We start from the raw sequence: 13,129 nt of genomic DNA on the forward strand, positions 1-13,129 counted from the left end.
ATTTATAACTTTTTTGCAACTTTATAGTTAAAATACCCAGTTAAGTGCTATTTTGTTAAAATCACGCAAAACTAATCAAAGGTAAAGCTATGAAAGAAGAGAAAAACGCACACAAAAAGATGTGGGAGGGCAGATTTAGCGAGGCTAGCTCGAAGCTACTTGAGGAATTTAATGCTTCTATAAATTTTGATAAAAATCTTTTTGAAGAAGATATCGCCGGGAGTAAGGCTCACGCAAAGATGCTTGGAATTTGTGGAATTTTGAAAAAAGATGAGTCAGAGGCGATCATAAAGGGGCTTGATGAGGTTTTATCTGAGATAAGAGCAGGTAAATTTGAGTTTAAGCTAGAAGATGAAGATATACACATGGCAGTTGAGAAGCGCCTTAGCCAGATCATCGGCGCCGAGCTTGGTGGTAGATTGCACACAGCTAGAAGTAGAAACGACCAAGTTGCGCTTGATTTTAAATTTTATGTTTTGAAGAAAAATTTAGAAATTTCTTCATGTATAAAAGAGCTCATCGCCACGCTTACAAATTTGGCAAAAAACCACAAAGATACGCTAATGCCAGGCTACACACATCTTCAACATGCTCAGCCAGTAAGCCTTAGCTATCACTTGCTAGCATATGCATTTATGTTTAAAAGAGATTTCGAGCGTTTTGTTAGCTCATATGAGCGAAACAACCTAAGTCCGCTTGGCTCAGCAGCACTTGCAGGCACTCCTCATAAGATAGATAGAACTATCGTTGCGAGTGAGCTTGGCTTTGCAGGTTACACGCAAAATGCGATGGATAGCGTGAGCGACCGTGACTTTGCGCTGGAAATTTTATTTAACATTAGCGTTTTTATGACGCACGCTTCTAGGCTTTGCGAGGAGCTTATACTTTGGAGCTCACAAGAATTTGGCTTTGTAAGCATCAGTGACGCTTATAGCACGGGCAGCTCCATAATGCCTCAAAAGAAAAATCCAGACGTTGCTGAGCTCATACGCGGTAAAACTGGGCGTGTAAATGGAAATTTGGTAGCGTTACTAACCACGATGAAAGGCCTGCCACTTGCTTACAATAAAGATATGCAAGAAGATAAAGAGGGCGTGTTTGACAGCGTCTCAACCATTTTAAGCTCGGCTACTATCCTAAACGAGATGATAAAAACAGCTAAATTTAACGAAAAAAACATGCTAAAAGCGACAAAAAATGGGCATCTAAGTGCCACTGATTTGGCAGACTATCTAGTGCGTGAAAAAAATATTCCATTTAGAACGGCGCATTTTATCACAGGCAAAGCTGTCGCAAAAGCTGAAAGTTTAGGACTTGATTTGAGTGAACTAAACGAAGAGCAGCTAAAAAGTGTTGATGGTAATTTAGATGCAAAAGCCGTCAAATTTCTTGATTTGCATGCTTCAAAAGAGGCGCGTTGTTCGCAGGGCGGTACAGCAAATAAAAGCGTTGATGAGCAGATAGAAATTTTAGATTACTGGCTTAAGAAAAAAGAGTTATAATTACGCAAAATCTACAAATTTTAAAGGATGAAATAATGTTTTTTGATGGCAAAAATAAAGAGCTTTCTAGTAAAAACGAAGCTTTGCAAAGAGAAAATGAAGCTTTAAAGGCTGAAATTTTAGCACTTAAAAATGAGCTAAAAAACGTTAAAACTTGTGAGCCAAAAGAGCAAGCTAAGGATAAGCAAGAAGCTGTAAATTTATTGCTTTCAAGTTATCAAGATGGTATAAATTTTTTGCAATTAACAATGGAAGAAAATCTAAAAATGCTTGAAAGTATAAATGGACTAAATGAAAAGACTTTCAAAGAGACGGGCGAACTCAAGTCGCAAACGGCTGAAATTTTAAACTCGATCGAGCAAGTAAGCCAGATGAGCAATGACCTTTCAAATGACGCTTCTTCGCTTAATGGAAGCGTAAATTCGATTGCTGAGATTATAAATCTAATTAAAGACATCTCAGATCAGACAAATTTACTAGCTCTAAATGCTGCGATCGAGGCGGCTCGTGCTGGTGAGCATGGACGAGGTTTTGCTGTCGTGGCAGATGAAGTTAGAAAGTTAGCTGAGCGTACTCAAAAAGCAACTCTTGAAGTAGAAGTAAATATAAATGGCCTTAAGCAAAGTGCAAACACGATGATTGAAATGAGTGAGAATTTCTCAAAAATTTCTGCAAATGCTATGAAAATTTTAGGTGGATTTGAAGGAAATATCTCAAGCGTAAACTCAAATACGCAAAATATCCTAAATCAGGCTTTAAATGTTACAAATGAAGTCTATGTAAGCAATGGAAAAATAGATCATATAAATATGAAGCTAAATGGATATAGAGGCGTGCTTTTAAATGAATTTAATAAAATTCAAGATGTTCATGAGTGTAGATTTGGCAAATGGTATGAAAAAGATGTGAAAAATACTCTTGTAAAAGATGCCAAAATTCTCTCAAGTATCGCAGCTCATCATGAAAATGTTCATCATGGACTAGAAAAAGCGATGGTTATTTTTGCTGATAAAGACAAAGGAAATCTACCTGGCGTTGAAATATTAAAAGATGTAGAAAACTCAAGTAAAGTAGGTTTTGAAGAGTTGCTTGAAGCTATTAAGTCTGCAAGAAAATAAAATTTTAGACTCAGGCTTTGAGTCTAAAATTTATAAGTTATTAAAATGTGCTTTGTGGATCAGCTACGCCTTCGCTCCAGCCAAGTTTCGCTCCGCCAAGCAGGTGAAAATGTAGATGCATAACTTCTTGACCACCGTTTTCACCGCAGTTTGTTATAAGGCGGTATCCGCTCTTATCAACGCCCATTAAGGTCGCCACTTCTTGGATAAATTTTGTCATCTCTCCCATTAAAATTGGATCCATCTCTTGGAAATTTTTATAGTGTTTTTTTGGGATGATTAGGATGTGGATCGGTGCTTTTGGGTTTATGTCGTTAAAAGCTAGAAATTTCTCGCTTTCAAGCACTTTGTTGCAAGGGATTTCACCAGCTACGATCTTTTCAAATATGGTCATTTTAGCTCCTTTGAAATTTTGCGAAATTATATCAAAGTGTGCTTAAATTTCGTGCTCTTTATCTTGATTTTAACTCTTTTTCTATAAAATCGACTCAAAAATTTATAAAGGTAAAAAATTGCAAGATTTCGTTAATAAAATCAAAAATGAAATTTCAACGCTTGACGATCTTGAGAAGGTCAGGGTAGAAATTTTTGGCAAAAAGGGCATCTTGGCGCAAGGCTTTGCAAAGCTAAAAGAGCTTGGCGAGGACGAGAAAAAGGAATTTGCAGCAAATTTAAATAAGCAAAGAGATGAGCTTGGCTCGTTAATAGAAGCTAAAAAAGCTGAGCTTAGCGAACAAGAGATAGATAACAAGATGAAAAAAGAAGCCGCTGATATCACGCTATTTAATGAGCCTGTTGCCAGCGGAGCGCTGCACCCTGTGATGGCCACGATGGATAAGATAATTGAATATTTTTTAGCTCTAAATTTCTCACTTGAAACTGGACCACTAATAGAAGATGATTTTCACAACTTTGAGGCGCTAAATTTACCAAAATATCACCCAGCAAGGGATATGCAAGATACATTTTATCTAGATGATTTTAGACTTTTAAGGACGCATACGAGCCCAGTTCAGGTACGAACCATGCTAAATCAAAAGCCACCTATTCGCATGATAGCGCCAGGTACTGTCTTTAGACGTGATATGGATTTAACTCATACACCGATGTTTCACCAGGTTGAGGCTCTTGTGGTGGAGGATGCTGAGAAAGTTAGCTTTGCAAATTTAAAATCAATGCTTGAGGGCTTTTTAAAGCACATGTTTGGCGACGTTGAAGTGCGTTTTCGCCCTAGCTTCTTTCCATTCACGGAGCCTAGCGCAGAGGTTGATATTAGTTGTATATTCTGCCATGGCAAGGGCTGCAGGGTGTGCAAGCAGACTACTTGGCTTGAGGTACTTGGATGTGGCGTCGTTGATCCAAATGTATTTAAGGCGGTTGGCTATAAAAATGTAAGTGGATACGCCTTTGGCCTTGGCGTTGAGAGATTTGCAATGTTGCTTCATAGAGTGCCTGATCTAAGGTCGCTTTTTGAGGGAGATTTAAGATTGTTGGAGCAGTTTAAATGATAATTTCAAAGCATTGGTTAAACGAGTGGATCGACCTTAGCGACGTTAGCGGCGAGACACTTTCAAAGACATTAAATTCTATCGGGCTAGAGGTTGATAGCTATAAAGAGATAAATTTACCAAAGAGTATTGTGGTTGGCTACATAAAAAGTAGAGAGAAGCACCCAGATGCCGATAAACTAAGCATTTGTCAAGTGGATGTTGGTGGAGAGACGCTTCAGATCGTGTGTGGGGCTAAAAATGTTGAAGCTGGCCAGTTTGTGCCAGTTGCACTTATTGGTACGACTATGCCAAATGGTCTTGAGATAAAAAAAGCAAAGCTAAGAGGTGTTGAGTCAAGTGGTATGATCTGCTCTTCAAGTGAGCTGGGACTTCCAAAGGTAAACGATGGAATTTTGCCACTTGATGAGAGTATCGGCAAGCTAAAACTTGGTACAAGTCTTAGCGAATTTGAGATATTTAAAGATACGATAATCGAAGTTGATGTCACAGCAAACAGGGGTGATTGCCAAAATTTACATGGCATTGCAAGAGAAATTTGTGCAGCGCTTGATTTAAATATGAAAGATAGTCACGAAGACGATGAGAGCGAAAATTTACTAGGTATTGGCAGAATAGCTTCTGTGCGAGCAGAGGATAAAGTAAGTGGGTCATTTTTGTATAAGGCTTTTGAGCTAAAAGAAGGACTATATGAAAATCTAATAACTCGCATGCGTCTAGCATTAATAGAGTGTCAAAAGACAAATTTAGTTGAGAGACTGCTTGAATACGCGACATTTTTCACGGGTGTTTTATTTAGGGCTTATGATCACACTAAACTAGTAAGTGAAGGCGAAAAAGCTGTTTTTGATATAAAAAATGGCGAAAATGGCGAATGTGTCGTTTATTGCGGGGATAAAAATTTAGGCATTGCTGGAATTTACCAAAGCGACATAGCAAGGGTAGATGAGAAGTCAAAAGTGATCCTAGTAGAAGCTAGCTATGTAAAGCCAGATGTAGTTTCAAAAGCTATTTTTGAAAATAAAAATTTACCAAAGGGTGATCAAATTTATCGCTCAAGTCGTGGTAGCGAGCCAAATTTAGCTTATGGAGCGGATTATTTATTTAAAAGACTTGCTAATTTTAAAGATACTCTAAATCTCTTTGCTGGCTCACAGCAGTCGCTTTTAAACACCGAGCCTATAACACTAAGCATCTCTCTTTTTGAGCTTAAAAATATGATCGGTCAAGATATTGCTAGAAATGATGTCGTTAAAATTTTAAAGAAACTTGGCTTTGAGATCGCAGTAAATGTTGAGCAAGAGAGTTTTAACGTAAAAGTGCCGTTATTTCGCCATGATATAGTAAATTCTCACGATGTTTGCGAGGAGATCGTAAGGATAGTAGGCATAGACAATATCGCCTCAAAACCACTAAATTTCTCTGAGAAAAATAGGCTAAATAAGACATATTTTGACTATAAAAACGCCCTAAATTTAAGGCGTAGAGCAGCTGATAATGGCTTTTTTGAAAGCGTGCACTATGTCTTTGATAGTGAGGATGAGCTTAGTGAGCTAAATTTTAAACCATGCAAAGTCAAGATACTAAATCCTATAAATAACGAGTTAAACACGCTTAGACCGACACTTGTTAATCACCTTCTAAACTCAAGCGAGAAAAATATCAAAAACTCGAAACGCTCAGTTAGACTATTTGAGCTTGGAGAAATTTTTGATGAAAATGCAAATCAGGGCTTAAATTTAGGCTTTGCTGTATCTGGGCTTTTAAAAGAGCCAACACTTATAAACGGCGCAAAGGGCGAGGAGGCAAATTTCTACGCATTTGCAGCGATGGTGCAAAATGTCATAGGTAAATTTGAGCTAAAACCTTGCCGCGAAATATCGTATCTTAGCCCATACGAGCAAGCACACATCTATCAAAATGGCGAAAATATCGGCTATATCGGTAGAGTTGATGCAAGGGTTGAGGCAAAAAGGGATCTGCCAAAAACTTATGTTTGCGAGATTGATTTTACTAAGCTTAAATTTGAGCCAATTTTGGCAGTGCCTTACTCAAAATTCCAAAGCACTACAAGGGATCTTAGCCTCATCGTGCCTGAAAATTTTGAGGCTGGACGAATTTATGAGTGCATAAGAGGGCTAAATTTAAAAGAGCTAAAAGAATTTTTACCAGTTGATATTTATAAAGATGCGAAGCTAAATGGCTCAATTAGTCTTAGCCTCAAATTTACATTCCAAGATATGGAAAAAACGCTTGAAGATGATGATATAAACGCACTTATGGATAAAATTTTAAGCGAGCTAAAAGAGAAACTAAATATCGGAATAAGATGAGAATTTATCCATTAGAAAAAAGTCTAAATTTAACCATCGACGACATTGCAGCCGATAAGTCTATCTCGCATAGATGCGCGATCTTTTCGCTTTTAAGCGACAAGCCATCTCGCATTAGAAATTACTTAAGAGCAGGCGACACGCTAAATACCTTAAAGATCGTCGAGCTCCTTGGCGCAAAGATCGAAGATAACGGCGCTGAAATAACGATCACTCCGCCACAAAAGATAAAAGAACCAAATGAAATTTTGGAGTGTGGCAACTCGGGCACGGCGATGAGGCTTTTTATGGGATTACTTGCTGCGCAGGACGGCTTTTTTGTGCTAAGTGGCGATAGATATTTAAACTCACGTCCAATGGCTAGAATAGCAAAACCTCTAAACGATATGGGTGCAAAGATAGATGGTGCAAACAACGCAAATAACGCTCCGCTTTGCATAAGAGGGACGAAATTTGAAAGATTTAGTTTTGAGAGCAAGATCGCCTCAGCTCAGGTAAAAAGTGCGCTTTTGCTGGCGGCTCTTTACTCAAATGGCTGCAAATTTAGCGAGCCAGAGCTAAGCAGAGATCATACTGAGCGCATGCTTGCTGGCATGGGAGCTGATATAAGGCGTGACGACCTAGAGATCACGCTAGAGCCGATGAAAGCCCCACTTGCGCCACTTGATATAGATGTACCAAATGATCCAAGTTCTGCATTTTTCTTTGCGGTTGCAGCTCTAATTATCCCAAATTCGCATATCATTTTAAAAAATATCTTGCTAAATAAAACTCGCATCGAAGCTTATAAAATTCTAGAAAAAATGGGAGCTGAGATAAAATTTCACAAAACCTCAAGAAAATACGAAGATATCGGTGATATTGAGGTCAAGTACTCACCAAACTTAAAAGGTGTAGAAGTTAGCGAAAATATCTCGTGGCTCATCGACGAAGCCCCAGCTTTAGCTATTGCATTTGCCTGCGCTAAAGGTCAAAGCAAGCTAACAAATGCAAAAGAGCTTCGCGTAAAAGAGAGTGATAGGATAGCTGTCACGATAAATGCATTAAAAGCATGCGGTATCGAGGCAAGCGAGCTTGAAGATGGCTTTATCATAAATGGTTCAGAGGCTAAATTTGCCACGATAGATAGCCACGGAGATCATAGGATCGCGATGAGCTTTGCCATACTTGGACTAAAATGTGGCATGCAGATAGAAAAGAGCGAATTTATTGCCACATCGTTTCCAAATTTTGCTGAAATTTTAAAGAAAATGGGAGCTAGAGTTGAAGATTGAGCTTGCTAGTAGTTATGGATTTTGCTTTGGTGTAAAAAGGGCGATAAAGATCGCTGAAAATGCAGGAGATGCTGCGACCATTGGGCCACTCATCCATAATAATGAAGAGATAAACAGGCTTGAGAAAAACTACAATGTAAAGACGCTTGAGGGTATAGACGAGCTAAAGGATGAGAAAAAGGCGATCATCCGCACTCATGGCATCACTAAAAATGACCTTGCGGAGCTAAAAAAAACTGATATAAAAGTGATTGATGCAACTTGCCCATTTGTGACAAAGCCACAGCAAATTTGTGAAAAAATGAGCGAAGAGGGCTATGATGTGGTGATTTATGGCGATATGCATCACCCTGAAGTAAAGGGTGTGAAGTCATACGCCAAGGGTAATGTCTACGTCGTGCTTGAAGAGAGCGAGCTAGATGGCATTAAATTTAAGCAAAAGGTCGCACTTGTTAGTCAAACGACTAGAAAAGTTGAGAAATTTATGCAGATCGCAAACTATCTCATGCTTCATGTAAAAGAGGTGCGTGTTTTTAACACCATCTGTAACGCAACATTTGAAAACCAAGAGGCCGCTAAAAATTTAGCAAAAAGGGCTGACGTGATGATAATTATCGGCGGAAAAAACAGCTCAAACACAAAACAACTCTACCTAATATCTAAAAATTTCTGCGAAGATAGCTACCTAATTGAAAGCGAAGAAGAGCTTGAAAGATCATGGTTTGACGGTAAAGATTTGTGTGGCATAAGTGCAGGTGCAAGCACGCCTGACTGGATCATACAAAAAGTCGTTGATAGAATCAAAAAAGTATAAAATTTATCCTAGCTAAAGCCACAATTAACTATAATAAGCCAATTTGCCTCTACTGGCATAATAAAATTTAAAGGATCAAGATGGCTGTGAACAAAAGTGTTCAATTAGGAAAAGCAAAAGACGAAGATATCGAAGATATCGATTTTGCTGCGATGTTAGAGGAGTCTTTTAAAAAGACTGAAGAAGATAGTGACGCAAAAATCGTCAGTATCAATGGTGATGAGGTTTTAATCGACGTTGGCAAGAAATCAGAAGGCATTTTAAATATTTCTGAAATCACTGATGCTAATGGTAACCTGACGCATAAAGTTGGCGATACGATCAAAGTTGTAATAACTGGATCAAGAAATGGAAGACCTATAGTGTCGCACAAAAAAGCACTTAGAAAAGAGAAAGTTAAAGCTTTCATCGAAGCTTACGATCCTGAAAATTCTGGCGAAATCGACGTAAAAGTAGTTGGAAAAAATAAAGGTGGCTTTATAACTCAAGATGCAAATGGGGTGGAATTTTTCTTACCAAAAACTCACAGTGGCTTTAAAAACGCTGAAGGAGTAATTGGTAAAACATATAAAGTAAGAGTTATAAAAATTGATAAAGAAGAAAATAGCATAGTTGTCTCTAGAAAGAAAATTTTAGATGACGACCGCAAAAAGCGTAAAGAAGCTCTATCAAGCATAGTAGAAAATGATAGCGTTATAGAGGGCACGGTTAAAAAAATCACAACTTATGGTATGTTTGTTGATGTTGGCGGAGTTGATGGGCTTGTGCATTATAGTGAGATAAGCTATAAGGGTCCAGTAAACCCTAGCTCACTATATAAAGAAGGCGATAAAGTTTTAGTTAAAGTTATCAGCTATGACAACGAAAAACGCCACTTGTCTCTATCTATCAAGGCGGCTACTCCAGATCCTTGGGAAGAGATCATAAACGATGGACTAGAGGTTGGTGACACTATTAAAGTTACAGTTAGCAATATCGAGCCTTACGGCGCATTTGTTGATCTTGGAAATGATATTGAAGGATTTTTGCATATATCTGAAATTTCATGGGACAAAAATATCAAAAATCCAAAAGATCACATCAATGAAGGTCAAGAGATTGATGTTGAGGTTATTGAGATAGATGCAAAAGGACACCGCCTAAGAGTAAGCCTTAAAAATTTACTTCCAAAGCCATTTGATGAGTTTAAGGCAAAACACAAAGAGGGTGACGTAGTAAAAGGCGTTGTGACAACTATCACAAATTTTGGCGCATTTGTTAGAGTGGGTTGCGTTGAAGGCTTGTTGCATAACGAAGACGCATCTTGGGATAGAAACGATAAATGCAAAGACATGTTTAAAGCTGGTGACGAGCTTGAAGTAAAAATCATCAAAATCGATAGCGCTGAACAAAAAGTTTCACTCAGCCTAAAAGATCTAAAACAAAGTCCAGTTCAAGCATTTGCTGATAAATTTAATGTAGGCGATATCGTAAAAGGAACAATTCGCGATATTAAAGACTTTGGCGTGTTTGTAGAGCTTGGTAATAACGTTGATGCGCTGATCCGCAAAGAAGATTTAGGTAGTGTAGATGTTAGTACACTTAAGATCGGTGATGAGATTGAAGCAGCTATCGCATTTATCGATGAGAAGAAAAATAGAATTCGCCTTAGCATACGCCGTTTAGCAAAACAAAAAGAGCGTGAAGTGTTAAATGAGATCAATGATAACGACGATAAAGTAACACTTGGCGATATCATAAAAGAACAATTACTTTAGTTTAAATGGGCAGACGCGTACTTTTATTAGTAGTTGTCCTGCTATTTGTAATATTGGGTTTGGTTGGAATTTCTCTTGTTAAATTTGCAAGTGTAAATTTCAGCCAGATACATGAAGAAAATATCACAAATGAGCAAAATTTAACCAAAAATACAACCAGCAATATTAACTGGATGAGTGAGCTAGCAACTATTAGAAAAAGAGATTATGTGCTGCCTGTAAATGAAATTTTTATAGAATACAACCGACCCAAAATAGAAAAACCAAAGATTACTGCATATGAGCTTTTGATAGATAAAAATGATATCTATTCAATGTTTTGTTTGATGCAGACTTTAAGAAAAAGCGAGGTCGATTTTACTGTTGTAAAAGATGGTGCAAAAAGCCAGATATTTTTAAATACTCAAGACTCTAAACTTCTACAAAATATCATTTTAGAACTAAGAGTTTATGATATCCACTCAAGTGTGAGAGAGGTAAAATTATGAAAACTATCATTGTTTGCGATGCGATACATCCAGTAGGTTTTGAACTTTTAAAGAAAGAGCAAGATATAAACGTAATAGATGCGGTTAATACGCCCAAAGATGAACTTTTAAAAATTTTAGGCGAGGCGGATGTTGCTATAACAAGAAGCTCAACTGAAGTAAACGAGGCCTTTTTAAACGCTGGTAAAAAACTAAAAGCTATCGTTAGAGCTGGTGTTGGTGTAGATAATGTCGATATAGAAGGATGCTCAAGGCGTGGCATAATAGCTATGAACGTTCCAACTGCAAACACTATTGCCGCGGTCGAGCTGACAATGGCGCATATGCTAGCTTCAGCTAGATCTCTTGAATACGCTCATAATGATCTAAAGCTAGATAGAATTTGGAAGCGTGAGAAATGGTATGGCGTTGAGCTTTTTAAGAAAAAGCTTGGTGTGATCGGCTTTGGAAATATTGGCTCAAGGGTAGCTGTTCGTGCAAAAGCTTTTGGTATGGAGATCATCGCTTATGATCCATATATTGATCCATCTAAAGTTATCGATATGGGCGGTACTTATACTAAAAATTTTGATGATATTTTAGCATGTGATTTTATCACGATACATACGCCAAAAACTAAAGAGACGACCAATATGATAGGCGCTAAAGAGATCGCAAAAATGAAAGATAGCGTAAGACTTATAAACTGCGCTAGAGGCGGTCTTTATAACGAAGAAGCGCTTTATGAAGGACTAAAAAGTGGCAAAATAGCATTTGCCGGTATTGATGTTTTTACAAAAGAGCCAGCGACTGATCATCCACTTCTTGATCTAAATAATGTAAGCGTCACACCGCATCTTGGAGCAAACACCCTTGAGTCGCAGCGAAATATCGCAGTTGAGGCAGTCGAGCAAGCTATTTTAGCAGCTCGCGGTATAAGCTATCCAAATGCGTTAAATTTACCTATAAAAACAGAAGATCTACCGCCATTTGTTGAGCCTTATATCGATCTTACAAGCAAGATGGCATTTCTTGCTGCACAGATAAATAAAAGCGTTATCAAGGCTATCCGCATAGAGACTCATGGGCAGATTAGCGAATATGCAAATTCAATGTTAACTTTTGCAATCGTGGGCGCCTTAAAAGAGAGTCTTGGTGATGCGATAAATTATGTAAATGCTAAATTTTTATGCGATGAAAAAGGTATAGTGACCGAAACTAGCCTTGGTGGAGATAGCATTTTTAAAAATAAAATTACCGTTCGCTTAACTACTGAAAATGGTATTGTAACCGTAGGTGGAACGGTATTTGGTGAAAATCAGCAACGTATCGTAACGATAAATGGTTTTAAGACTGACTTTAAACCAAAAGGCAAGATGATCATCTTTAAAAATCATGACGTACCAGGTGTTATCGCTCAGATTAGTAAAATTTTAGCTGATGAAAAGATCAATATCGCAGACTTCCGCCTTGGTAGAGATGATCACAATATGGCACTTGCTGTCATTTTGGTTGATGAACATATAAAAGTAGAAACGTTAGAGAGACTAAACGCACTTGAAGCTTGCGTTTGGGCTCAATACGCAGTTATATAAAATTTTGAAAGGATAAAAAATGGCTTCATATTCAATGGGCGATCTAAAAAAAGGGCTAAAGATCGAGATCGATGGCGTTCCTTATAAAATCGTAGAATATCAACACGTTAAACCGGGCAAAGGTGCAGCTTTTGTTCGTGCGAAAATCAAATCTTTTATCGACGGAAAAGTACTTGAAAAAACTTTTCACGCAGGCGATAAATGCGAGCAACCACATCTTGAAGAAAAAGAGATGCAGTATCTTTATGATGATGGTGAATATTGTCAATTTATGGATACGGTTACTTATGAACAAGTTGCTATCAGCGACGAGGATGTGGGTGATGTTAAAAAATGGATGATCGATGGCATGATGGTTGAAATTTTGTTTCACAATGGCAATGCAATCGGCGTTGAAGTGCCACAAGTAGTTGAGCTAAAGATAGTTGAGACTCCACCAAATTTCAAGGGCGATACGCAAGGCGGTAAAAAGCCAGCTACTCTTGAGAGTGGTGCGGTAGTTCAGATACCATTTCACGTACTTGAGGGCGAGGTTATCCGTGTGGATACTGTTCGCGGCGAGTATATCGAGCGTGCGAATAAATAAAGCAGTTTAATCTTTCTTACTAAATTTACGTTTAGTAAGCCCAATGCTTAGCTAAAGTCACTATTTAAAAAGTATTGGCTTTAGCAAAAACTTCATTTCATACATTGTAAAATTTCAAGTAGCACTAGCATAGAATGCACAAAAATTTTTATACTCTGTAAAAATCAAATATAGC

Annotated in this window: 11 protein-coding genes and 1 pseudogene; 11 read left to right on the forward strand and 1 reads right to left on the reverse strand. The window is 37.9% G+C overall.

Going from position 1 to position 13,129, the window contains the following annotated elements:
* The first annotated feature begins 89 nt into the window (after positions 1-89).
* The 3 genes and pseudogenes from argH (at position 90) to CVS92_RS09290 (ending at position 2,620) form a co-directional block, all read left to right on the forward strand.
* A complete protein-coding gene (gene argH, locus CVS92_RS07435) occupies positions 90-1,502 on the forward strand; it encodes an argininosuccinate lyase (protein WP_107789022.1) in 1,413 nt (470 codons plus the stop codon).
* A 446-nt stretch (positions 1,503-1,948) separates the two neighbouring features.
* Positions 1,949-2,230, forward strand: a pseudogene (locus CVS92_RS09285) (methyl-accepting chemotaxis protein); the annotation flags it as partial.
* Positions 2,231-2,311: 81 nt separating this feature from the next.
* A complete protein-coding gene (locus CVS92_RS09290; RefSeq protein WP_374048490.1) occupies positions 2,312-2,620 on the forward strand; it encodes a CZB domain-containing protein in 309 nt (102 codons plus the stop codon).
* Between the two features lie 40 nt (positions 2,621-2,660).
* On the opposite strand, the gene CVS92_RS07445 is transcribed toward CVS92_RS09290, so the two are convergent.
* Positions 2,661-3,014, reverse strand: coding sequence for a histidine triad nucleotide-binding protein (locus CVS92_RS07445; protein ID WP_072594719.1), 354 nt, complete (start codon positions 3,012-3,014; stop codon positions 2,661-2,663).
* Positions 3,015-3,132: 118 nt separating this feature from the next.
* Here CVS92_RS07445 and pheS point away from each other — a divergent pair, with 118 nt between their 5' ends.
* The 8 genes from pheS to efp all read left to right on the forward strand — a co-directional run bounded on the left by pheS (position 3,133) and on the right by efp (position 12,954).
* Positions 3,133-4,128 carry a phenylalanine--tRNA ligase subunit alpha gene (pheS, locus tag CVS92_RS07450; RefSeq protein WP_107789023.1) on the forward strand — a complete coding sequence of 332 codons (996 nt, stop codon included), beginning with the start codon at positions 3,133-3,135 and terminating at the stop codon, positions 4,126-4,128.
* Positions 4,125-6,461, forward strand: a complete 2,337-nt coding sequence (pheT, locus tag CVS92_RS07455) for a phenylalanine--tRNA ligase subunit beta (RefSeq protein WP_107789024.1) — start codon at positions 4,125-4,127, stop codon at positions 6,459-6,461. The genes pheS and pheT overlap by 4 nt, the downstream gene beginning before the upstream one ends.
* Complete coding sequence (gene aroA / locus CVS92_RS07460) at positions 6,458-7,735, forward strand: 3-phosphoshikimate 1-carboxyvinyltransferase (protein ID WP_107789025.1); 1,278 nt, start codon at positions 6,458-6,460, stop codon at positions 7,733-7,735. Before pheT ends, aroA begins: the two co-directional genes overlap by 4 nt.
* Positions 7,725-8,549 carry a 4-hydroxy-3-methylbut-2-enyl diphosphate reductase gene (locus tag CVS92_RS07465; protein ID WP_107789026.1) on the forward strand — a complete coding sequence of 275 codons (825 nt, stop codon included), beginning with the start codon at positions 7,725-7,727 and terminating at the stop codon, positions 8,547-8,549. Before aroA ends, CVS92_RS07465 begins: the two co-directional genes overlap by 11 nt.
* Positions 8,550-8,629: 80 nt before the next feature.
* The gene (locus CVS92_RS07470; RefSeq protein WP_107789027.1) at positions 8,630-10,306 is read left to right on the forward strand and encodes a 30S ribosomal protein S1; all 1,677 of its coding nucleotides are present in this window, start codon (positions 8,630-8,632) and stop codon (positions 10,304-10,306) included.
* 5 nt (positions 10,307-10,311) lie between these two features.
* Complete coding sequence (locus CVS92_RS07475; RefSeq protein WP_084040968.1) at positions 10,312-10,794, forward strand: hypothetical protein; 483 nt, start codon at positions 10,312-10,314, stop codon at positions 10,792-10,794.
* Entirely contained in the window at positions 10,788-12,368 is a 1,581-nt protein-coding gene (gene serA / locus CVS92_RS07480; protein WP_234398716.1) for a phosphoglycerate dehydrogenase, read from the forward strand. Before CVS92_RS07475 ends, serA begins: the two co-directional genes overlap by 7 nt.
* Positions 12,369-12,387: 19 nt before the next feature.
* Complete coding sequence (gene efp / locus CVS92_RS07485; RefSeq protein WP_021090997.1) at positions 12,388-12,954, forward strand: elongation factor P; 567 nt, start codon at positions 12,388-12,390, stop codon at positions 12,952-12,954.
* Positions 12,955-13,129 lie beyond the last annotated feature (175 nt).

The organism is Campylobacter concisus, assembly GCF_003048555.1.
In the GTDB taxonomy this organism is placed as follows: Bacteria; Campylobacterota; Campylobacteria; order Campylobacterales; family Campylobacteraceae; genus Campylobacter_A; species Campylobacter_A concisus_AO.